Consider the following 22,034-nt stretch of genomic DNA (forward strand, 5'->3'; position numbering starts at 1 on the left):
ACGCTATCGGCGAAGTGCCGTCGGTGCGGTGGCACTCGTGTCGTCAGCATCGAGACCGAGGTCTAGGTGAAGTGTGGTCCTGTCGCAACGTAGCGCGTGGGCCCACCCGTGGTCGCGGATCACTTCGAGCATCAACGTGTTCACCGCCAGCACCTCGGCCGTCATCCGCTTGATCCCATGCGCACGCGCCGCATCGACGAGATGATCGAGAAGCATCGTTCCGATGCCGTGCGATTGGTAGTCGTGATCGACGACCATTGCGAATTCGACCAGAGGGGCGTCGGCGCCGGCCTGATCGGCCGGACGCACGTAGTTCGCGACTCCCACCAGAGTGCCGCCGACGAAGGCGCCGAGTGCGCAATGTTCGCGATCCTGTCGGCACAGGGACTCGGCCAAATCCTCGAAATGCTTCGGACGGGCGCCGAAGAACCTCATGTAGGAATCGTGCTGATCCATCCGCTCGTGCAAATCCTGCACAGCGGCACCATCGGTCGAGTCGAGGTAGCGCACGACGACACCATCCGTGACTGAGGGTGGCCGAATGGCATTCATACGCGTCACCTGCCCGTCGTCGTGGAACTTCATTCAATCGCGTGTACGGCCAGACACGTCAGAGCCTTTGGTCCTCGACTACGGTCCTTCGGCTCTATTGCCGGCTCGGGCTGGTCGCGATGCTGAGGGAACCAGGACCGCGCAATTTTGCATCGAAGGACGTCATAACGCTATGACCATGACGAACAGTGACACGGACGACAACCCGTTGCCGCATGCGCAACTCTCGGCGGAGCGGCTGACTTCCGAGTTGGGTAAGTCCCACGGCGTGGTGTGAATTCGGTGGGGCAGCGTAGCCGCAGCTCGGGCGTGTCGCTCCGAGTGTGTGGGTGGGCCATCGCGTAGTGATGAACGAGTTACCGACCAAAGTGACTCGACCAAAGGACCACGCGATGACCCACGACCATTCTGCCCTGATCACCCAGCTCGATGCACTCAGGGGCGCCGACCCGGCGAGCGTGTTCGCCGAACTGATCCGAACCGGACTGCAAGCATTGATCGACGCCGAAGCCACCGAAGCCCTCGGCGCCGGCCGCTACGAGCGCACCGCTGAGCGCACCAACTATCGCAACGGCACCCGATCCAAGACCGTCGCCACCACCAGCGGAGACGTCGAAGTGCAGATCCCGAAACTGCGGTCCGGCTCGTTCTTCCCCAGCCTGCTCGAACGCCGCCGGCGGATCGATCAGGCGTTGTACGCGGTGATCATGGAGGCCTACGTCCACGGCGTCTCGACCCGCAACGTCGACGATCTCGTCACCGCACTCGGAGTCGAATCGGGAATCTCCAAGTCGCAGGTCTCACGGATCTGCGCCGGACTGGACACCGAGATCGCCCGGTTCCGGGACCGCACATTGACGCATACGACCTTTCCGTACATCTTCCTCGACGCGACCTACTGCAAGGTGCGGATCGGCGCTCATGTGGTCTCTCATGCCCTCGTCGTGGCGACCGGTGTGTCGATCGACGGGACCCGGGAAGTGTTGGGGACCGCGGTGGGCGACAGTGAGTCGTTCGATTTCTGGCGCGAGTTCCTCGTCGGGTTGAAGGCACGGGGGTTGTCGGGGGTGCATCTGGTGATCTCCGATGCGCATTCCGGGTTGAAAGCTGCTGTGGCGCAGCAGTTCACCGGAGCGTCGTGGCAGCGGTGCCGGGTGCATTTCATGCGCAACGTCGGGTCTGCGGTGACGTCGAAGCAGGTGCCGCCGGTGATGGCGGCGATCAAGACGATCTTCGCTCACACCGATCCCGAGGCTGTGGCCGCGCAATGGGATCAGGTCGCGGACACGTTGGCGAAGTCCTTTCCGAAGGTCGCGTCGATGATGCGCGACGCCAAGCACGACGTGCTCGCGTTCCGGGCGTTCCCGAAAGCGCACTGGCAGAAGATCTGGTCGAACAACCCGAGATCGGTTAACCGGCTCTCGGGCGACACGATTCTGTCCGCGGCGTGAGGTCCGGGGCCGCCGCCCGGATGGGGCGCATGCTGACGGTGGCGGCTCGATTCACGAGAGGAGCAGACGATGGCCGTTCGGGTGCAGACGGCGGGCGACGGTTATGTGGTCGACGGCGAGTGGGAGGGTTGCGCGGCGGCGAACGCGTTCCTCAAGCATCTGGCCGGGCGGGCGTTCAGCGTGGCGACGGTGCGGGCGTATGCGTTCGATATGCTGAATCTGGCGCGGTTCCTGATCGACCGCGATGTCGGATTGGCGGCGGTGACGCCGGTGACCGTGTTCGAGTGGATCGACTGGCAGGGCGTGCGCCGTGATCCCCGACCCGGTGCAGCACCGAGGAACGGCCGGCAGCGGACGACGGCGGCGTCGACGATCAACCGGCGGGTCGCGGCGGTGCGGGCATTGTTCGAGTACCTGGTGATGACCGGGGTGCGCGCCGACAATCCGGTGCCCTCACCCCGGCGCGGGCAGGGGTTACGTCCGTCGGGGCGGGGTTTGCTCGGGCATCTCGGGCCCGGCCGGCCCCGGGCCGGAGGCCGGCTGGTGCGCCAGCCGCGGTTGCTGCCCGAGTCCCTCGACGCCGACGCGGTGGACGTGTTCGTCTCGTCGCTGCGCACCCATCGGGACCGGGCGATGGTGTGGGCGATGCTGCTCGGCGGTCTGCGCAGCGCCGAGGTGCGGTCGCTGCGGCTGGCGGAGGTCGACTTCGGTCGACGTCGGCTGCGGGTGCTCGGCAAGGGTTCGAAGGAGCGGGTGGTGCCGGTCGATGCGGTGTTCTTCACCGAACTGTCGGCCTATCTGCGCCTCGAGCGGCCACCGGGGTTGGCGACACCGGAATGTTTTGTGGTGCTGCGCGGCCCCACGCTGGGGGCGCCGGTGACCGAGGCCGGGCTGCGGTCGTTGTTTCGGCGGCACCGAGAGCTGTCCGGCGCGGGTCGGGTGCGTCCACACCGGCTGCGACACACCTACGGCACCGAACTCGCCTCCGCGGGAATCGATCTGATGGTACTGCGGGAGTTGATGGGGCACGCGTCCCCGGAGACCACCGCCGAGTACGTGCACCTGTCGATCGAGCAGCTCGCCGCCGAATACGGCGCCGCCCGGGCCAGTCTCGCCGGGGAACGGCGATGACCACCGCATCGACGACCATGGTGGCCCCGGACACGGTGCTGGCCGGCTATCTCGACCACGTCGCCACCCTCGGGCTGGGCGGAAGGGCCGTCCGCGGCCGCACCCGCATCGCGAGCACGTTTCTGGCCGCGCACCCGGATCTGCAGGAATGGATGGCCCGGCCTGCATCGGACCGGCTCACCGAACTCCGCAGTGCCGGGGCTTGGCCGCTGCTGTGTCACGTCATCGGGCGAGACGAGCTGCGACTGGACCTCGAGTTCGCCGCCGTCAAGAACCTCACCGGACTCGGCAGTGCGATCGAGGCGCGCGACCCGGACGGGTTCGCCGCGGCCCGGACCGCCGGACTGGCCTTGGGCTGGACACCGTCATGGGTGGAGACCGTCCTCGGCGAGTGCCTGGCGGTGCTGCTCGCCTGGCACGGCGGATCCGTCAGCGGCATCACCAACGACACCGTCGACGATTTCGATGCCGCATTGGCTGCAACACAAGCTATTCCACCGTCGTCGCGCCGGGCCTACCGCAATCGGATCGCGGGTCTGCGGCAGGTGCTGTTCGAGGCCCGCATCGTCGACACACCACCACGGCGCCGCGTCTGGGCCCGCAGCTATGGCCAACGGTTCGCCGACGTTCCGATGGCCGACGCGATCCGCGAGACGCTATTGCGCTATGTCACCGTCCGGGCCGCGGTGCTTCGCCCGAAGTCCGTCGAATCACTGATCAACGACCTGCTGCCATTCGCAGACTATCTCACCACACACCACCCCGAGGTCACCTCCCTCGACGGTCTCGACCGCAGTCACATCGAGGGCTTCCTCGTCTGGAACCGCACCCGCACCTGGCGCGGGCAACGCGCCGCCGCCGGCGCCGGACGCACCATCTCGATGGCGGTGATCCAATCGACGGTGCTGAGCCTGCGCAACCTGCTCGACGACATCACCGCATGGGGCTGGGAGCAGGCACCGCCGCGCCGGCTGGTCTTCGCCGCCGACGTCCCCAAACTCGACCAACCCTTGCCCCGCGCACTGGCACCCGACGTCGACGGCGTGGTGATGAACGCTGTTGCCGGGTTGGAGGATCCGTTCGCTCGCATCGGGTTGACGGTGCTCCGCGGTGCGGGGTTGCGGGTCGGGGAACTGCTCGACCTCGAGCTCGGCAGCGTCGTCGACTACGGCCCGGCCGGGACCTGGCTGAAGGTGCCGCTGGGCAAACTCGCGACCGAGCGCATGGTGCCGCTGTCGGCGGCCACGGTCGCGGCGTTGGACGAGTGGAGCGGCGGGCGCGGCGTCTGCCGGCCGCTGCCGCATCCGCGGACCGGAGCTTTGACCGATTTCCTGTTCGTCGCGCACGGCCGCCGCCTCGGCCAGACCCGGCTGCGCAATGGGCTGCTCGCCGCCGTCGAGCAGTCCGGGCTGCGCGGCGCCGGCGGCGCACCGTTGGTGGTGACACCGCATCAGCTGCGGCATATTGTCTCTGCTTAGTTCCCGTGTTGCATTAGACCCGAAGGTGAGGGCGACCTGGGGGTTTGGTTGTTGCGCCGAGCCGTGTGGTGTTTCTACTGTCAGCGCCCATGATCTTGAGCTACTTCTCGTCGCTGGACTGGCGGTCCTGGGACCTTGAGCATCGTCCCGTGATCCCGGAGGGGATGGCGTTCCTCATCGATGACGATCTGTTGTTCGAGGACGGCCCGGCCGCGCCGCGGCAGGCGTCCGTGGTGAACCGGTGGCTGCGGGAGCTTCCGGCCAGCGGGGCTCCGGCGCCGAGTTCGTGGGAGAACTACGCGCGGGCGGTCAAGGAATGGGCGGAGTTCCTCGCCGAACACGGCGTGGGGTTGTTCGATACCCGGGAACGGTTGAAAGCTGGGCTGAGTCGCTATGCGGAGCACCGCGCAGCGGGGCCGGCGCGGTCGCGGTTCGCGGCGACCACATGGGGCCAGCACATGAGCATCCTGTCGCTGTTCTACCGGTGGGCGATGGAGGAAGGGTTCGCGTCTGCCGAACCGTTCACCTACCGGTCGGCGCGGGCGGTCTTCGCCGGGACCGGCCGGGAGGTGCGGGTGAATCTGGCGGTGCGCCGCACCCCGAAACCGCATGTGACCATCAAGTATCTGGAGCCGGACTTCACCGACCTGTTCCGGAAAGGGTTGCGGGGGCTGGCGCCGGACGGCAACCGCGACACCGGGTTCGCGGGCCGGGAGATGACCCGCAACGCCGCGATCGGTGATCTCGCGCTGGCGACCGGGTTGCGGTTGGGCGAGTTCACGCATTTGCTGCCGTGGGAGATCCCGGCACTGCCGCCGGCGCGGACGGCGATCCCGATCCCATTTCCGGTGCCGGCGGGAATCACCAAGGGCCGCAAGTTCCGCACCACCTGGATCTCCTACGACGCCCTGGCCGGGCTGCACGACTACCTGCAGCTCGATCGCGCAGCCGTCACCGTCGAATCGAGCTGGCGGCCACCACGACGGTGGGGCGAGCCGATGCACGTGAGCGAACCGGACGCCCGCGGCGGCCGGATCAACGGCATCCGCCGGTCGTGGGAGTCATTGACCCCGCCGGAGCGGCGGCGGCTCGTGGCACCGGAGGGCGGGTCGTGCCTGCTGGCGGTCAAGGCCGACGGTGGACCGTTCACGGCGTGGGCGACGGTGTTCGAGCGCACCGCCGACCGGATCCGGGCCCGGTTCGAGCCGCGGTTCCCGCACGTTCACCCGCACCGGCTTCGTCACTGCTTCTCGATGCAGACTTTGGAATATCTGGTGACCGGCTACTACCGGCAGGCAGCGAAGCTGGTGCGCCACACCGATGCCGACGCGGCGCTGATCTTTTACCTGACCAAGGCCGATCCGCTGCTGGTGCTGCGAGATTTGCTCGGGCATTCGACCGTGTTGACCACCGAGAAATACCTGAAGCGTCTTGATACCACACGGATTTACCGGCAGGCCTACGAAACCGAGGGCGCGGCAGCCGGACTCATCGATGCTACCGCAGCCCAGTGGGAAGCCGACGCCGAATTCGACCATGACACCGACGGGGATCTGTGATGCCGACGAGAGTGACCGACGAACCGCTTGGCTTGAGCTGTGTGTTCAGCGACGGCAGCCGGGCGGAGTTCGACCTGGCGGGGTTGCCGAACCCTCGGTTGGCGCGTGATCTGGCAGTCGGGCTCCTGGAGCTGATTCATCCGCACGGCAGCGCGAACTCGGCCGGAACGGTCGATGCCTACGCGGGTGCACTCCGAGCAATGGTTCGCGCGCTCGCCGAGCAGGGTTTCACCGGCGGCGCGAGTGGGCTGCGCCGCGGACAGCTTGCGCAGTTCTGGATGGCGGGACCCAGACGGTTGGAGGCATACACCCGCGCCATGGTGGAGGGATATGCCCGATCCGGCGGCGGCCTCGGCGACGGGGTGCTGGAGCTGGCGGCGGGCCGACACTTCAATATCCAGCCCAACCGTCGACCCCTGCCGCCCTATCCCGAAGTCGAATGGCAGGGTCTGATCACCGCATGCCGCACGGTCGTCGAGGAGTCGTATGCGACGCACCGCCGCGCACTGGCCGCGATCGGGCAGGGCCGTCATCCCACCCAGCACGGATGGACATGGGAGAACTTCTGCTGGCTGCTGGCACGGCTCGGCCCGGTCAGCACTCCCGTGTTCGCCCACACGATCGGCGTGACGCACAGCGTGTTCCACAATCGCCGACCACCAGCGTTCTATGACGCCCTGAGGGCGGTGTTCCCGCACCTGGACGCCGTCATCGCCTACCGCCTGCTGTTCGGCGTCTACTCCGGCATCGTCCCCGACGGCATCGCCGACCTGGGGATCGACGACATCGAATGGGCCGGGGACTCGACCATTCTGCTGTCCTACGTCAAACGCCGCACCGCGGCGGAGACCCTGAACCTGCCGCGTCCGGCGGTGCGTCTGCTCGAGCAGTGGCTGACGCACTCGTCGCTGCTGCGCAGCCTGGTCGCACCAAGCGACCGCGACCGGCTGTGGTTGGGCCTGAGTTACGTGGGCAAACCCGTCCTGATCCGCGAGATCAATCGGGTCAGCATCCAGCGATGGGTGAACCGCCACGGCGTGCTCGGGGCCGACGGTCGGCCGTTGAAGATCCATCGAGCACGCATCCGCACCACTCACCATGCGATGCGCGAGAGGAAGACCTGGACAGGCAACGCCCGCGCCACGATCGACCCCAATCACACGCCCGCTGTCGAAGGCGACCACTACCTGTCGGTGACGACCCCGGGCCAACGGCACGCGGTCGAGGCGGTCATCGAGGATGCCCAGCACGATCTGTTGCGCCGCGCGCAGCCGCCCACCGTGATCGCCGAGGAGGACGCCGCCGCGCTGGCCGACGGCTACCCGCAACTGATGGCGGCGATGAATCTCGACGACCACGCGATCGCCGATTTGGTCGGCGGCGCGCGCGATGTGTTCACCGCAGCATGCGGTGATCAGCTGGCCGGCCTGCACGGTCCGGTCGGCAAGCCGTGTCCGGCCAGGCCGTGGGTCTGCCTGCTCTGCCCGCTGGCGGTGTTCGCGCCGCGGCACGCGGTGAACCTGCTGCGGCTCAAGGCGTTCTTCTCCCGCCAATGGCAGCAGCTGCCCGCCGCGCAGTTCATGGCGGTGTTCGGGCCTTACGCGACTCGGATCGATCAGATCCTGGGCCGGTTCGACCCCGCCGAACTCACGGCCGCGGCTTCCCGGGTCACCGACACCGACGACGAAATCCCCCTTCGCCCAGAGGAACGCACCGCATGACGACCTTCGCCACCAACAGCGCCCGCGAACACCGGACATCAGTCTTCACCGGCGCCGATGTCTGTCTGCAGGCGGGTCTGACACTGCCCGACGACGTTCGCCGCCCCCTGTTCGACGACGACTTATGGGACTTCACCGAGGTCGTCGGGTTGGCAGTCAACATCCCGTTGGCGAACCGCCGCTTCGACTTCGCCGTGATCGGCGACCCGCGATGGCGCATGGTCGCCAAGGAGCTGATCATCGCCGCCCTCGCCCCGCGGCATCCCGCCGTCGCCGAATTGCCCAGGGCATACCGCACACCGCTGCATCTGCGCAGCTGCATCGGACGGCTGGGCGAGCTGACGCGACTGTTCCGCTGGCTCGACCGGCGACACGTCACCACGCTGGCCGAAATCGACACCCACACCTGCGAGGCCTACCTGGCATTCCGGCGCTACATCCTCGACGAGGACGGCAATGTTGTCGGTGAACAGAGCCCCGCGGTTCGACGCGCTGCGGCGCAGATCATCGTCGACCTGGTCAACCACCGAGACCTGTTCACCGCCGACCGCGTCCGCGCCGATCTTCGCCCCTGGGGCGGCGCATCGGCTTCCGCCGTCGCCGAAATGCGTTCCGGCCGTGACGGAAACACCACGCCCGCCGTTCCCGACGAGATCCTGCAGCCGATGCTCGCGGCGGCGCTGCACCTGATGCAGGTCCTCGGCCCGCACGCGGTCGCATTGAACCAGCAGGTCCGCGAACACGACCGCGTCCATTCGGTCAGGATCGGACAGCGGCGTCAAACCACCACCTCTGCGGTCGACGACATCGTGACCGTGTTGGCCGACTACACCAGGACAGGGACGCCGCTGCCCCGACACGAAGACCATGAGATCACCAAACGGCTGGCCGCCGGATGGTCAGCCGACGACCTACTGCTGCCCGTCGCCACCGGGATTCTCGCCAGGCAGGCCGGACGCCGCAATATCGACTCCCGTTGGTTGCCGCGACTGCGCGGACCGCTCACCAACGCAGTCGCCGCGGTCGGGGTCGAGAAGGTATTCGCTCGCGACGCCGAACAGGCGCCGACCGCCGACGGCGCGACACGGCCCTGGAGCCTGCCGCTGCACCGATCGCAGGCCGTCGCCGTGGTCGGGATCGTCCGAACAGCCGCGATCATCGTGCTCTCGGCATCATCAGGGATGCGCAGCAGCGAGTTGATGGAACTACGTGTTGGCTGCCGCCGCCCGATCGAGGAACCCATACCCGGGCTCATGCGCTACCGCATCGCCAGCAAGATCGTCAAAGGCCAGCCGCTCGGCGGCACCGACGACGAATGGGTCGTCATCGAACCGGTCCACCGAGCTGTCGAACTCATCGAACAACTGCACGACGATCCACGCGATGATGCTCTTCTGTTGTCCCGGTTCAGCTTCCGGGTCCGTTACATCTGGTTCCGCAACTGGGTCAACTCTTCGGCAGGAGAACGCCTGGGCCTGGCCCCAATTCCCGAGGGACCGGTCTCACTGCGGATGCTCAGAAGAACGATCGCGCTGGAATTGGCCTATCGCCCCGGCGGGGTTCTCGCAGCAAAACTGCAGCTCAAGCATATCGCAACCGCAACAACCGAAGGCTATGCGGCCCGGCCGGGTGGCGCTCAAGCCGAGTTACTGGCCGAGGTCAACAAGCATGAAGCCGACCGCAACCTTCAGCTGATACTGGCCGAGTTCCACAACTACCGCAACGGCATCCTGCCCTCCGGCCCCGGCGCACGAAACCTCACCGAGTTCTTCGCCACTGTCGACGCCGACGTGAACGCGGAATCGGCTGCGGCACCGAAGGTGCAGCGCAACGATCGCGACATCCTCAACCTGCTGTCCAAACGAGCCAAGGTCCTGCACCTGGGCCCGGCGAACTACTGCTGGTTCGTCGACCCGTCCCGCGCCCTCTGCCTCAAGCTGGCCGGCACCCCGACCGCGACGCGGCCGATGATCGGCATGTGTGACTCGGCGCGTTGCCCGCAGGCCACCCACCACGATGTCCATCGCTCCGTCTGGGCCGAGCACGCCGAACGCACCAAGATCTTCCTCGGCCAACTCGGCAAGACTCGCGCCACCGAGCGCACCCGCCTGCAAGCCGACCACGACCGCGCAGTCCGGGTCATCGCCGATATCGACACGGCCACAACCACCGCGAGCGGGGACCTGCCATGAGAATCAGTGCCGACCAACGCACCCAGAACGAGAACCGCATTCGCGCCGCCATCGACCGACTGCTGCGCGGCGAGATCCCACCCGGCGGAGGCTGCGACATCAAGACCCTCGCCGCGGAGGCCGGCGTCGATCGCACCGCCTTCTACGGCAGCAGGCCCTACGCGCACCTACGCGCCGAGTTCGAACACCGGCTTGAGCAGCTACAGAGCAACGGCGACACCCCCGACCCGAAGACTGCGCAGATCGAACGACTGAAAGCAGAGATAGACAAGCTCAAAGAGCGCCTGAACCAGGCCCATTCGACCATCGAGGAGCTCACCGACTTCCGCGGCCAGGCACTGGCGAGGCTGGCCGCACAGCACGAAGAAATCCTCCGCCTCCGCGCCGCCGCAGACCCGAACACCACCGTCACCCGCCTGCCGACGACACGCCAGAAAATCATCGGGCCATGCTGACGCGAGATCGAGCGGTGACGTCAGTCACAAACACTAACGTCTTATCGCTACACAGGCGGCCACGAGCGTCGCGAACTCCGCGCCGGAGACCCTCCATTTCAAACGCAACACGAACCCGACCGCACACGGCCTCTGCGGACACAAGGCACACCTGGGCGACCGAACTCGCCAATGCCGGAATGAGCCTGCAGGCGTTGATGGCGCTGCTCGGGCACGTCACTCCTCAGATGACTCTCCGCTACGCCACCCTCGCATCGCCGACGCTGCGCGACGCCTACGACCAGGCCATGGGCAAGATGCGGCGGCGGTTCACCCTCACCCCGGTCGGCAAACCGATCGTTCCCGACACCGTCAGCTGGCTCGGCAGCGAGATGCTCAAAACCCGCCTCGCCCATGGCTACTGTTCTCGGCACGAGGCGGCCGGAGCCTGTCCCTATGCCAACATCTGCGAGACCTGCGACAACTTCGTCACCGGACCCGAATTCCGCGACACGCTCGAGGCGCAACGCACCGACGTCCAGGCACTCGAAGCCGATGCCTGCGACCGCGGCTGGCCCGACGAAGCTGCTCGCCACCACCGCGTTGCAGACGCCCTGACCGATCACCTTCACCGGCTCGACCGCTGACCCAAATCGCGAACCTGAGGTTGACCCACACGCGAAGGCCGGTTAATCGAACGATTGAACAAGGAGATCAAACGCCGCGCCGATGTCGTCGAGATCTTCCCGAACCCGGCAGCGTTCCTCCGGTTGGCGACGGCGGTGGTGATCGAAGCGCACGACGAGTGGCAGGTCACCCGCCGCTACGTCTCAGACGTCAGCATGGACGAGCTCAAAGTCATCATCGCCGCCAAACAACGCGCCTCGACTGACGACACGACGCCGCAATCGTTGACACCCGAACTCGAAACCGCATAACCTACAAAATGACTCGTTGATCACGAACCAGATGGTTCACCGATCCGAAGTACACCACCCCATGGGACGCTGTCTTCCGAGTTCGGTGCGTACTTCACCCAAGACGCGATTGTTCGCACGGTTGCGGGCAGTATTGCGGACCTTGCGGGGGTTCCGATCGAAGACCTACCGGAGCTTGCCGAGCGGGTTGCGCGGCAGCGACTCTTCACGGCTCTGGAACTTCACCCGGAATCGGTGCTGTCCCTTCGCTACGAGTCGGCGCCGAACACATGGGCAGTCATCACTCCGACCGCCGGCACGGTGCCCTACGGCCTGGCGGAAGTGGGTCCGGCGACCGAGCACCACACACCGACCGAAGTGGAGGGGCCATGACAATGCCGTGGCAAGATCACGAATCGCAGGGGTGCCGACCCGCGATGAGCCGACCGATCCCCGCAACCAGTTGGCCCGTGGAGATCGAGATACGAGAAACCGACGCGGAGCCCACCTGCTCACGGGCCACGGCGCGCCTGCACACTCGCGATGAGACCATCGAAGGACAGGGCGAGGCCGGTTGCCGTTCCCGACACGCCGACACAGTCCAGGTCAGTCGCCAGATGGCCGCCGCACGTGCCTTGACTGACCTGGCGCACCAACTGTTCGAGCTGGCAGCCACCGACGACGCGGCTGCGTGCGCCCACGGGCACAGGGCTCGCGAAACCGGATGTGGGCTGTGAGCAACCGTCATGACCATCATTCCCACATCGCCGTCCACGAACTCGGTGAAACCGAACTTCACCGACTACGACGGTGAACGCACCCGGTTCTCGTGGTCTGACATCGAGCGTCAGCTCGGGCCCGCCCCCGGCGGCTGCAACATCGCCTACTATGCAGTCGACCGCCACGACTGCGATTCGCACCGGAACGAGATCGCCTTCCGATTCGTGGGGCCGAACACCAACGATGTCGGCGAGCTAGCCACCACGGAGATGACTTTCGGGGAATTCGCACTCCAAGTCCGCAAGTTCACCGACGTGCTCCGCGAACTCGGCGTCGGCAAAGGCGACCCCGTCGTCGTATTCACCGGCCGGATCCCGGAGCTGTACGTCAGCATCCTCGGCGCGTTGCGCAACGGAAATATCGTGTCGCCGTTGTTCTCCGCCTTCGGCCCCGAGCCGCTGGCCACGAGAATTCGACTCGGCGACGCTCACGTACTGGTAACCACCGAGCAGCTGTACCGGCGACGGGTGGAGAAGATCCGCGGCTCGCTGCCCTCCCTCCGACACATTCTGGTGGTGGGGGATTCCGGATCGACCACCGACATTCCGGACACGCTCGACTTCCACAGTGCGATGGCGGACGCCGACGGGGACTGCGACATCACCCCGACCTCCGCCGACGATGCTGCCCTGCTGCATTTCACCAGTGGAACCACCGGTACCCCGAAGGGTGCGATCCACGTCCACGGCGCCGTGGCCACACATTATGCAACCGGACTGTACGCCCTCGACCTGCATCCCTCGGACGTGTTCTGGTGCACGGCCGATCCGGGCTGGGTCACCGGCACGTCGTACGGGGTGATCACACCGCTGTTGCACGGCGTCACGTCGATCGTCGACAGCAACGAATTCGACGCCGAACGGTGGTACCGCATCCTCGAAGAGCAGGCCGTCACGGTCTGGTACACCGCGCCGACCGCGATCCGCATGCTGATGAAGTCCGGTCCGGAGCTGGCGCACAAGTACTCCCACCCGAACCTGCGGTTCATCGCGAGCGTCGGCGAACCGCTCAACCCCGACGCCGTGTTGTGGGGACGAGATGTGCTCGGACGGCCCATCCACGACAACTGGTGGCAAACCGAGACGGGCGGCATCATGATCGCCAACACACCCGGCTTCGCCATCAAACCGGGATCGATGGGTCGACCGCTTCCCGGCATCGACGCGTGCATCGTCCGGCGCACAGACGATGGCGGGACCGCACCCGTCGAAACACCGAATGTGGAGGGGGAACTCGCGATACGACGCGGCTGGCCCTCGATGTTCCGCGGCTATCTGAACAACGACGACCGGTACCGGCGTGCATTCGCCGGCGACTGGTATCTGACCGGCGACCTGGCCAAGCGCGACGCAGACGGCTACTACTGGTTCGTCGGCCGCGCGGACGACGTCATCAAATCGGCGGGTCATCTCATCGGCCCTTTCGAGGTCGAGAACGTCCTCATGGAACACCCCGCGGTCGCCGAAGCCGGAGTCATCGGTAAACCGGACCCGATCGTGGGGGCCGTGGTCAAGGCCTTCGTGTCCGTGAAGAAGGGCCAGAACCCGGACGACGCCCTGCGCCGCGAACTTCTCGGGCACTCCCGCAAGAAGCTCGGCGCTGCGGTCGCCCCCAAAGAGATCGAATTCGTGGACGTCCTCCCGCACACACGGAGCGGCAAGATCATGCGCAGGCTGCTGAAGGCACGCGAACTCGGTCTACCGGAGGGAGACACATCGACCCTGGAGGTAGGCGGATGACTGCCCCGGACTTTCCCTACGACAAGACGTTCGCGGTCGAGTTGCTGACGGACATGCTGCGCATCCGCCGCTTCGAGGAGAAGGCAGCAGAACTGTACGGTGCCCAGAAGATCCGCGGCTTCCTGCATCTGTACGTGGGGGAGGAAGCGGTCGCGGTCGGGGCCCTGCATGCGTTGTCTCCGGGCGACGCGGTGGTCGCGACCTACCGCGAACACGGCCACGCGCTCGTGCACGGTGTCCCGATGAACGCGATCATGGCCGAGATGTTCGGGAAACGCGAAGGCTGTTCGAGGGGCCGAGGCGGATCGATGCACCTCTTCGACGCCGCCACCCGCTTCTACGGGGGCAATGCGATCGTCGCCGGCGGCCTACCACTCGCGGCCGGCCTGGCGATGGCAGACAAGATGCAGGGCAAGCGCCGGGTGACGGCCTGCTTCTTCGGCGAAGGTGCCATGGCGGAGGGCGCCTTTCACGAGACCATGAATCTCGCATCCCTGTGGCAGTTACCGGTGCTGTTCTGCTGTGAAAACAACCTGTACGCCATGGGAACAGCCTTGTCCCGTTCGGAATCGCAAACGGATCTGTGCGTCAAAGCCGCGTCGTTCGACGTCCCGACGCTCAAGGCGGACGGGATGGATGTGATCGCCTCATTGCACGCGGCCCGCTCCGGTGCCGCCCACGTCCGCACGACCGGAGGCCCCTTCTTCATCGAGTTCCAGACGTACCGATTTCGTGCCCATTCGATGTTCGACCCAGAACTGTATCGCGACAAGGCGGAAGTGGAGTCGTGGAAGGAGAGGGGCCCGATCCACACCTTCTCGGCACGGCTCAAAGCGCTCCAGTTGTTCTCGGAGGAGGAGTTCCTCCGTATCGACGACCGCGTCATGTCGGAGGTCGATGCTGCGGTGACCTTCGCCGAGGCCGGTACCTGGGAGGCGCCGGAGGATCTCCTGCGCGACGTACTCACACCGGCGCAAACCGAGGAGGCGTCGTGAAAATCACCTTCCGAGATGCGATGCGGGAAGCGATCCGTGAGGCAATGCACTCCGATCCGCGGGTGTTTCTCATGGGGGAAGACGTGGGACGCTACGGCGGTACATACGCGGTGTCCAAGGGCCTGCTCACTGAATTCGGGGAGGAGAGGATCCGCGACACCCCGCTCTCGGAGTTGGGTTTCGTGGGCATCGGTATCGGGGCGGCCGTGGGCGGGATGCGCCCGATCATCGAGGTGATGACCGTCAACTTCAGCCTGCTCGCTCTCGACCAGATCGTGAACACCGCGGCATCGCTCCGGCACATGTCGGGCGGACAATTCTCCGTCCCAGTGGTGGTGCGCATGGCGACCGGCGCCGGCAGGCAACTCGCCGCCCAGCATTCGCACAGCCTCGAGAACTGGTATGCCCACATCCCCGGCATCCGGGTCCTGGCGCCCGCGACGGTGGCGGACGCGCGCGGCATGCTCCGACCCGCCCTCGCGGACCCCGATCCGGTGATCATCTTCGAACACACCCAGCTGTACAACTCGTCGGAAGACCTCGAGGGACCCGTCCCGGTGAACATCGACTCGGCAGCGGTACGCCGGGAGGGAAGCCACATCAGCCTGATCACCTACGGTGGTTCGCTGCCCAAGGTCCTCGCCGCCGCCGACGTCCTGGCGGAGAAGGGAATCGCCGCCGAGGTCGTCGACCTTCGGGTGCTGCGCCCCCTCGACACCGATACCATCGCTGCATCGGTCCGAAAGACACACCGCGCCGTGGTGGTCGACGAGGGCTGGCGCACCGGCAGTCTCGCGGCGGAAGTCATGGCGCAGATCGTCGAACGCGAATTCTACGAGCTCGACGCGCCACCTCGCCGCGTGTGCAGCGCCGAGGTCCCGGTGCCCTACGCCAAGCATCTCGAATACGCGACCCTCCCTCAGGTCGAAACCATTGTGTCCACGGCATGGAATGTGATCGGCGATCGGTAGGAACGAGGCACTGTCATGTTCGATTTCACGCTGCCTTCCCTGGGCGCCGACATGGACGAAGGAACGTTGACGGACTGGTTGGTCAAACCCGGGGACGCGGTCGAGCGCGGTCAGGCGATCGCGACGGTCGACACCGTGAAAGCGGCCGTGGACGTGGAGATCTGGCAGAGCGGCACCGTTCACCGACTCCTCGTCGAGCCCGGAACGACCGTGTCGGTCGGAACCCCGTTGGCAACCCTGATCAGCCCCGGAGAATCACCACCACCGGAGCGACCTACGGCCGATGCGGTGCCCGGCACCACTGCGGCCGCCCCCGCACCGGAACCGGCACCGCGACGCAAGGTCTCGCCCAGGGCGCGCAGGGAAGCGGAAAGAGCAGGAATCGATCTCGCCGGTGTCACCGGGACAGGCGCCGACGCTGCGGTCACGCTCGACGACGTCCAGCGCGCGGCAGCCCATGGCGTCGAGCACGGACCGGCCGAGGCCAAGACCCGCGACATGCGCGGCGCCATCGCCGCGTCCATGAGCCGCTCCAAGCGGGAGATCCCACACTACTACCTGATGGACGAGATTCCACTTCGGACGGCGACGGACTGGTTGCGCACCGAAAATGCCGCCCGCCCGATCACCGAACGAGTCCTCCTCGCCGCCGTGCAACTCAAGGCAGTAGCGCTCGCTGCCCAGCAGTTCCCGGACCTCAACGGGTTCTGGCTGGACGGCGAGTTCCGGCCGGCACCCCACATCCACCTCGGGGTGGCGATCTCGCTGAGAGGAGGCGGTCTGGTCGCTCCCGCGATCCACGACACCGCCGACAAACCCCTCTCCCAGCTGATGGTGGAACTTAACGATCTGGTGACCCGCGCCCGCGCCGGCTCGCTGCGCAGTTCCGAGATGTCGGACCCGACGTTGACCGTGACGAACCTCGGCGAACACGGGGTCACCACGGTATTCGGTGTGATCTATCCGCCGCAGGTGGCGCTGGTGGGTTTCGGGAAACCCAGTGAACGCCCCTGGGTGTTCGAGGGTGAACTGCAGGTCGCGACGGTGGTGACCGCCACCCTCGCCGCCGATCATCGTGCCAGCGACGGAACACGGGGTGCACAGTTCCTGAGCCGAATCAACGAATTGCTCCAACAGCCGGACACGTGGTGAGGACGACGATGAACGCTGAATCGATCGACTCGAAAGTTTTGCACGCATTGCGGGATATCGCTCCGGAGATCGAGGACGAGGAGGTGTCTCCGGACGTGCCGTTGCGCGATCAGGTCGATCTGGACTCGATGGACTGGCTGAACTTCCTGGTGCGCCTGCATGCCGTGTTCGACGTCGATATCCCGGAATCCGACTACGCGACGCTGGTGACCGTGGAGGACATCGTCGAATACATTTCGTCGCATACACACGCCTGACGAACGAGCGACTACGGCGCGATCTCGGCCGCCGCTCGGGTGGCGGTGCTGCGCGGTGTTCGTCGCCGGTGCCATCGCCACAGTTCGTCACATCCCCAGACGACGAATGGTAGCGGAAGGAGCCACAGCACCTGGTTCCACTGTGGGGGTACGGTGCCGAAAACCTGTCGAAGCACCGGCACTGTGACGACCAGCGCGGCAAAACACACCTCGAAGGCGATGCCCCACAGCAACAAGGGATTGGAATTGACCCCTACCTCGGTGAGCGACGCGTGTTCGGTGCGCGCGGCGAACGCAGTGCCGATCTGACAGGCAACGATACCGAGGAAGCTCATTGTCGTCGCCGATTGCCAGGTGTGGTGCAGGTTTCCGGCACCCACATCGGCACCCACATACCAGCCGCCTTCGAGAAGTGTCGTGAAGAACAGTGCCATCACCAATACTGCCGACACACCTCCGAGCAGGCCCCACGACCGGACGAGGATTCCCCGGTCGACCACGTTCTGGGTGCGCGTGCGCGGACGCCGATCCATCAGGCCCGGTTCCGCCTTCTCCCGACCCAACGCCAGCGCCGGCAAGGTCTCGGTGCCCAGGTCGATGGCGAGGATCTGCATCACCGTTAGGGGGAGGGGAACCTGTCCGCCGGGAGAGGCGCGTAGACGAGGAACGGCACCACCTCGGGGGTGGCGTGCGCGAAAATGTAGACGATGAATTTGCGGACGTTGTCGTAGACCCTCCGGCCCGCCTCGACGGCGCTGACGATGGTCGCGAAATTGTCATCGGTGAGGACCATCGTCGCGGGCCTCCCGCGCGACATCGGTGCCGACCGCCCCATCGCCACACCGATATCGGACCGTTCGCAACGCGGGAGCGTCGTTGACGCCGTCACCGGTCATGGCGACGACCTGCCCGCTGGTCGCGCAGGGCGTCGGTGATCCGTAACTTCGCCTCGGGGGAACTGCGAGCGAAGGATCAACTCGACGTCCGGTGGCGAGCAACCTGTCCAGATCGGGTTCGGGCATCTGCTCGAGTTCCGCGCCGGTGACGACCCGCAGACCGGCGTGCCCGAATCCCCACGCTCCGTGCCGATCCCTCGTGCGGTGAGGCCGTGATCACGCCGGTGACGACGATGATCCGAATTCCCGCCGAATGACACCTGGCGACGGCCGCCGCCACTTCCGGGCGCGGGAGGATCGAGCATCGCCGCGATTCCGAGGAGGGTGAGGTCGCTCTCCGCCTCCCCCCGCGTCAGTCCCGGGTGGGTGCCGCGTCGAGGTCGCGCTCGGCGACGGCGAGCAGACGCAGACCTTCTCGCGCCCAGTCGCGTATGAGGTTCGCGGTGAACTCCCGATCGGAACCGGTGAAGACCCTGTCCGCACCCGCCGGACAGGCGATGCGGGTACACCGGTCCAGAATCTCTTCGGGCGCTCCCTTGACGTGAACGTGCAGCCTGTCGCCGATACGATCGACGGTGGACATCCTGCGCAACTCTGGGGTCGAAATGGAACTGCGACAACCGGATTGCGCCAGCGGCCTCACCTGTGACTCCCAAGGACAGCGCGGCGTGGGCAGCAACGCCACCTCCGTCGGATCACCGGGTTCGACACCGGAACTCGGGCGGCGGATCTCCGCGCTACAGCACGCGACGACGGCCCGGGGCCGCCCGACCTGCCGGAGCATCCGGTGCCGGAACGGCGACGGAGCCATCGAATGTCACGAGCACCGTCGGCGGGTCCACAACTTGGTGGGTGGCGCATCCGGTTCATCGTCAGGGTGCCGGTCTTGTCGGTACAGATGACGCTGGTGGAACCGAGAGTCTCCACGGCCGACAGGCGTTTCACGAGGGCGCCCTGTCGGGCGAGAGTGCGCACGCCCACCGCGAGAGAGCCAAGGTGATCGTGGGGCAGCAATCCCTCGGGCACGTTCGCGACAAGCAGACCCGATGGCGAAATTGACCGAATCGTCGAGCGACAATCCCGCCATGAGCGTCCCCAGCGGGGATGAACGCCAGACCCATCGCTACCGCAACCGCCGCGATCAGCCAGGCCACGCGCTTCACCTGTTTCTCGAGGGGGCTTTCCTCGTGGCCCACGCGTTGTGACAGCGCAGCGATGCGTCCGAGTTCGGTATGCATTCCGGTGGCGAACACGACCGCGGTGGCATCGCCGCCCACAACGTTGGTGCCGCTGAAGACGATGTCCGGCGCCTCGATCAACGGTCCCGTGGTCGACCCGGCGTCGAAGCGGATCAGAACCGGCACGGACTCACCGGTGAGTGTCGACAGATCGACCTCGACCGATCCCGACAGAAGTCGCGCATCGGCAGACACCCGGTCGCCTTCGGACAGGAAGATCACTTCACCCGGCACCAGTGACCGCACGTCGACCGTCTCCGTCGTTCCCTGACGGGCGACGCGCGCCCTGGCCGGCAGAAACGCCGCCAGCGCCTCGACCGCCTGCTCGGCGTGCCGTTCCTGCACGAACGCAAAGGCGGCGTTGAGCAGGATCACGATGACAATCGCGACACCCAGCGGTGCCGAACCGCTGATACCGGCGAGAACGGCAGCCATCCACAAGAGCAGCGCCAGCGGATGCGTGAACTGGCGCACTAGTTGTCGGGGCCAGGCGCGACCGTGATGCCGTATCAGTTCATTGGTCCCGTAAACGAGTGTTCGCCGCTCCGCTTCTCTCGGGGACAGGCCGTCCCGTCTGGTGCGGAGGTCACGCAGAAGCCGGTCAGTCGACTCCTGAGGGTCCACCTGCGCAGTTTCGGTCGCTGTCACCATCGCGCTCCTGGTCGTCGGGCCATTCCAGCACGGATGAGGTGGGACGGGCCGGCGGAGTTCTTCTCCGACGGTGCGCCACCGATGGTCGCGAGGAAAGGGACCTTGGTCCTCACTTGCCATCGCACGCCGCCTTAACGGGTTCGGGCTGCAACGATGGAGACACGCGTCCTCACGCGTCGACCCTCGACGAGGGAAGGTCCATGCACGACACACGAACCCACACACAACGTGGAAATCGCACCTCGCGAGGCTGCCGGCCCCCACCTGCTGGCAGTCACCTCGGTGGCGCTCGTGTCCGGCATTGTGGCCAGTTCGCTGGGTCGTCCTAGCGTTGCGGACGTGTGTTGGGCGGTCGGCACTGTGGTATCCCTGATACCTGCTGTGGGATGGGTCGTCGTGTCACTCCTTCAGCGCACGGCTGGTGTCGACCTCATCGCCGTGCTCGCCCTCCTGGGAACACTCACGGTCGGCGAATACCTGGCAGGTGCACTCATCGGGTTCATGCTCGCGACGGGACGGACGCTCGAATCCGCGGCCGAACGACGCGCGTCACGCGATCTGCGTGCCCTCCTCGAACGCGCACCACAAAGAGCACACAAACGGATCGGCGAGAACGTCGTCCTCGTACCCCTTGACGACGTCGAGCCCCACCGATCTGCTGGTTGTCGCCTCTGGCGAGGTGGTCCCCGTCGACGGCGTCGTCGCCGACCGACCGGCGGTCCTCGACGAGTCCGCGCTCACCGGGGAGTCACTTCACGTCGAAACGACGGGTCGGGGAATCGGTGCGCAGCGGGGTGGTGAACGTAGGATCGACGATCGAACTGCGTGCCACCGCGAACGCGGCGGACAGCACCTATTCCGGCATCGTCCGACTGGCTCAGGCAGCAGCAAACGACAAGGCACCGATCGTGCGGATCGCCGACCGCTTCGCCGTCTGGTTCCTTCCCCTGACCCTGCTGGTGTCGTCTCTCGCGTGGTGGCTGAGCGGTTCAGCCGTGCGCGCGGTCGCAGTCCTCGTCGTTGCGACACCGTGCCCGCTGCTGCTCGCCGCCCCTGTTGCCATCGTGTCGGGGCTGTCTCGCGCTTCCCGGATCGGTGTCGTCATCCGCGGCGGTGGAGCGTTGGAAACACTCGGTCGAGCGCAGACCCTGGTAATGGACAAGACAGGAACTCTGACGACCGGCAGGCCATCCGGACTCGACGTCGCAACCGCCCCCGGTCATACCCCCGACGAGGTACTCCAACTCGCCGCTGCCGTCGACCAGTTGTCTCCCCATGTTCTCGCCGAGTCGATCGTGCACTTCGCGAAGGCGCGAGGCTGCGCACTGCCACTGCCCACCGACGTCAGCGAGCAGGCCGGGACCGGGGTCAGTGGCATCGTGAACGGTCGTGCCGTCAAGGTCGGTGCGGACCACGGCGTATTGCCGGACTGGGCGGAGGGCGTCTCGACCCGATCAGCCCTGGACGGCGCGGCGGTGGCCTGGGTACAGGTCGACGGCACGTTGGTCGGGGCGATTCTGTTGCGGGACCCGCTCCGACGAGACGCACCTCGCACGTTGCGCCGCTTGCGGGGCGCCGGGCTGGACCGACTGATCATGCTGACCGGTGACCGCCGAGCGCCTGCCCTCGAGATCGGATCGATCGTCGGACTGGACGCCGTGCTCGCGGAGCAAACTCCCGTGGACAAAGTGGCGGCAGTACAAGAGGAGAAGCGCAGGGCCGTCACGATCATGGTGGGGGACGGGATCAACGATGCACCGGCCCTGGCGGCCGCGTCGGTCGGAGTCGCGATGGGCGCGCGCGGAGCCACAGCCAGTTCCGAAGCCGCCGATATCGTGCTGACAACCGACCACCTCGCCCGGGTGGCGGACGCCATGGAGATCGCCCGGCGGTCGAGGAGGATCGCCGTCCAGAGCGCCG

The 22,034-nt window shown here is 66.4% G+C and carries 17 protein-coding genes and 5 pseudogenes; 16 read left to right on the top strand and 6 right to left on the bottom strand.

Annotated features, from left to right (window positions below; genetic code table 11):
* Positions 1-3: 3 nt before the first annotated feature.
* Complete coding sequence (locus BLV94_RS02325; RefSeq protein WP_072950857.1) at positions 4-552, bottom strand: GNAT family N-acetyltransferase; 549 nt, start codon at positions 550-552, stop codon at positions 4-6.
* A 392-nt stretch (positions 553-944) separates the two neighbouring features.
* Between BLV94_RS02325 and BLV94_RS02330 the strand changes: the two are divergent.
* The 15 genes and pseudogenes from BLV94_RS02330 to BLV94_RS02405 form a co-directional block, all read left to right on the top strand.
* Positions 945-1,955 (top strand): annotated as a pseudogene (locus tag BLV94_RS02330) (IS256 family transposase); the annotation flags it as partial.
* Positions 1,956-2,072: 117 nt separating this feature from the next.
* Complete coding sequence (locus tag BLV94_RS02335) at positions 2,073-3,134, top strand: tyrosine-type recombinase/integrase (protein WP_072951824.1); 1,062 nt, start codon at positions 2,073-2,075, stop codon at positions 3,132-3,134.
* Positions 3,131-4,597 (top strand): annotated as a pseudogene (locus tag BLV94_RS02340) (tyrosine-type recombinase/integrase); the annotation flags it as partial. The gene BLV94_RS02335 and the pseudogene BLV94_RS02340, both read left to right, overlap by 4 nt.
* Positions 4,598-4,701: 104 nt before the next feature.
* A complete protein-coding gene (locus tag BLV94_RS02345) occupies positions 4,702-6,171 on the top strand; it encodes a tyrosine-type recombinase/integrase (protein WP_072951791.1) in 1,470 nt (489 codons plus the stop codon).
* On the top strand, positions 6,171-7,892 hold the full coding sequence (locus BLV94_RS02350; RefSeq protein ID WP_074933526.1) for a hypothetical protein: 1,722 nt from the start codon (positions 6,171-6,173) through the stop codon (positions 7,890-7,892). The genes BLV94_RS02345 and BLV94_RS02350 overlap by 1 nt, the downstream gene beginning before the upstream one ends.
* Positions 7,889-10,084: a site-specific integrase gene (locus BLV94_RS02355; RefSeq protein ID WP_074933529.1), complete on the top strand. Its 2,196-nt coding sequence runs from the start codon at positions 7,889-7,891 to the stop codon at positions 10,082-10,084. Before BLV94_RS02350 ends, BLV94_RS02355 begins: the two co-directional genes overlap by 4 nt.
* Positions 10,081-10,539, top strand: a complete 459-nt coding sequence (locus BLV94_RS02360) for a hypothetical protein (protein WP_074933532.1) — start codon at positions 10,081-10,083, stop codon at positions 10,537-10,539. Before BLV94_RS02355 ends, BLV94_RS02360 begins: the two co-directional genes overlap by 4 nt.
* Positions 10,533-11,165 (top strand): tyrosine-type recombinase/integrase, encoded by a 633-nt coding sequence (locus tag BLV94_RS48340; protein ID WP_083395543.1) that lies wholly within the window; start codon positions 10,533-10,535, stop codon positions 11,163-11,165. Before BLV94_RS02360 ends, BLV94_RS48340 begins: the two co-directional genes overlap by 7 nt.
* A gap of 45 nt (positions 11,166-11,210) precedes the next feature.
* Positions 11,211-11,456 (top strand): annotated as a pseudogene (locus BLV94_RS02375) (transposase); the annotation flags it as partial.
* Positions 11,457-11,872: 416 nt separating this feature from the next.
* Positions 11,873-12,172 (top strand): dsRBD fold-containing protein, encoded by a 300-nt coding sequence (locus tag BLV94_RS02380; RefSeq protein WP_072951313.1) that lies wholly within the window; start codon positions 11,873-11,875, stop codon positions 12,170-12,172.
* Between the two features lie 9 nt (positions 12,173-12,181).
* Positions 12,182-13,954 (top strand): acetate--CoA ligase, encoded by a 1,773-nt coding sequence (gene acsA / locus BLV94_RS02385; RefSeq protein ID WP_072951315.1) that lies wholly within the window; start codon positions 12,182-12,184, stop codon positions 13,952-13,954.
* A complete protein-coding gene (gene pdhA / locus BLV94_RS02390) occupies positions 13,951-14,949 on the top strand; it encodes a pyruvate dehydrogenase (acetyl-transferring) E1 component subunit alpha (RefSeq protein WP_072951317.1) in 999 nt (332 codons plus the stop codon). Before acsA ends, pdhA begins: the two co-directional genes overlap by 4 nt.
* Positions 14,946-15,920: an alpha-ketoacid dehydrogenase subunit beta gene (locus tag BLV94_RS02395; protein ID WP_072951319.1), complete on the top strand. Its 975-nt coding sequence runs from the start codon at positions 14,946-14,948 to the stop codon at positions 15,918-15,920. Before pdhA ends, BLV94_RS02395 begins: the two co-directional genes overlap by 4 nt.
* A 15-nt stretch (positions 15,921-15,935) precedes the next feature.
* Positions 15,936-17,072: a dihydrolipoamide acetyltransferase family protein gene (locus BLV94_RS02400; RefSeq protein WP_072951321.1), complete on the top strand. Its 1,137-nt coding sequence runs from the start codon at positions 15,936-15,938 to the stop codon at positions 17,070-17,072.
* 8 nt (positions 17,073-17,080) lie between these two features.
* Positions 17,081-17,329 carry an acyl carrier protein gene (locus tag BLV94_RS02405; RefSeq protein ID WP_072951331.1) on the top strand — a complete coding sequence of 83 codons (249 nt, stop codon included), beginning with the start codon at positions 17,081-17,083 and terminating at the stop codon, positions 17,327-17,329.
* A gap of 11 nt (positions 17,330-17,340) precedes the next feature.
* Here the strand turns inward: BLV94_RS02405 and BLV94_RS50260 are convergent, their stop codons facing one another.
* The 5 genes and pseudogenes from BLV94_RS50260 to BLV94_RS51705 form a co-directional block, all read right to left on the bottom strand.
* On the bottom strand, positions 17,341-17,943 hold the full coding sequence (locus BLV94_RS50260; protein ID WP_244163420.1) for a cation transporting ATPase C-terminal domain-containing protein: 603 nt from the start codon (positions 17,941-17,943) through the stop codon (positions 17,341-17,343).
* A gap of 5 nt (positions 17,944-17,948) precedes the next feature.
* Positions 17,949-18,122: a hypothetical protein gene (locus tag BLV94_RS50265; protein ID WP_244163421.1), complete on the bottom strand. Its 174-nt coding sequence runs from the start codon at positions 18,120-18,122 to the stop codon at positions 17,949-17,951.
* 455 nt (positions 18,123-18,577) lie between these two features.
* Complete coding sequence (locus BLV94_RS52300; RefSeq protein WP_482822424.1) at positions 18,578-19,036, bottom strand: hypothetical protein; 459 nt, start codon at positions 19,034-19,036, stop codon at positions 18,578-18,580.
* A 130-nt stretch (positions 19,037-19,166) separates the two neighbouring features.
* The gene (locus tag BLV94_RS50275; RefSeq protein ID WP_244163427.1) at positions 19,167-19,898 is read right to left on the bottom strand and encodes a P-type ATPase actuator domain-containing protein; all 732 of its coding nucleotides are present in this window, start codon (positions 19,896-19,898) and stop codon (positions 19,167-19,169) included.
* 45 nt (positions 19,899-19,943) lie between these two features.
* Positions 19,944-20,234 (bottom strand): annotated as a pseudogene (locus BLV94_RS51705) (cation-transporting P-type ATPase); the annotation flags it as partial.
* 162 nt (positions 20,235-20,396) lie between these two features.
* On the opposite strand from BLV94_RS51705, the pseudogene BLV94_RS02415 reads away from it, so the two are divergent.
* Positions 20,397-22,034 (top strand): annotated as a pseudogene (locus BLV94_RS02415) (heavy metal translocating P-type ATPase); the annotation flags it as partial.

The organism is Rhodococcus koreensis, from assembly GCF_900105905.1.
Classification (GTDB): Bacteria; Actinomycetota; Actinomycetes; order Mycobacteriales; family Mycobacteriaceae; genus Rhodococcus_F; species Rhodococcus_F koreensis.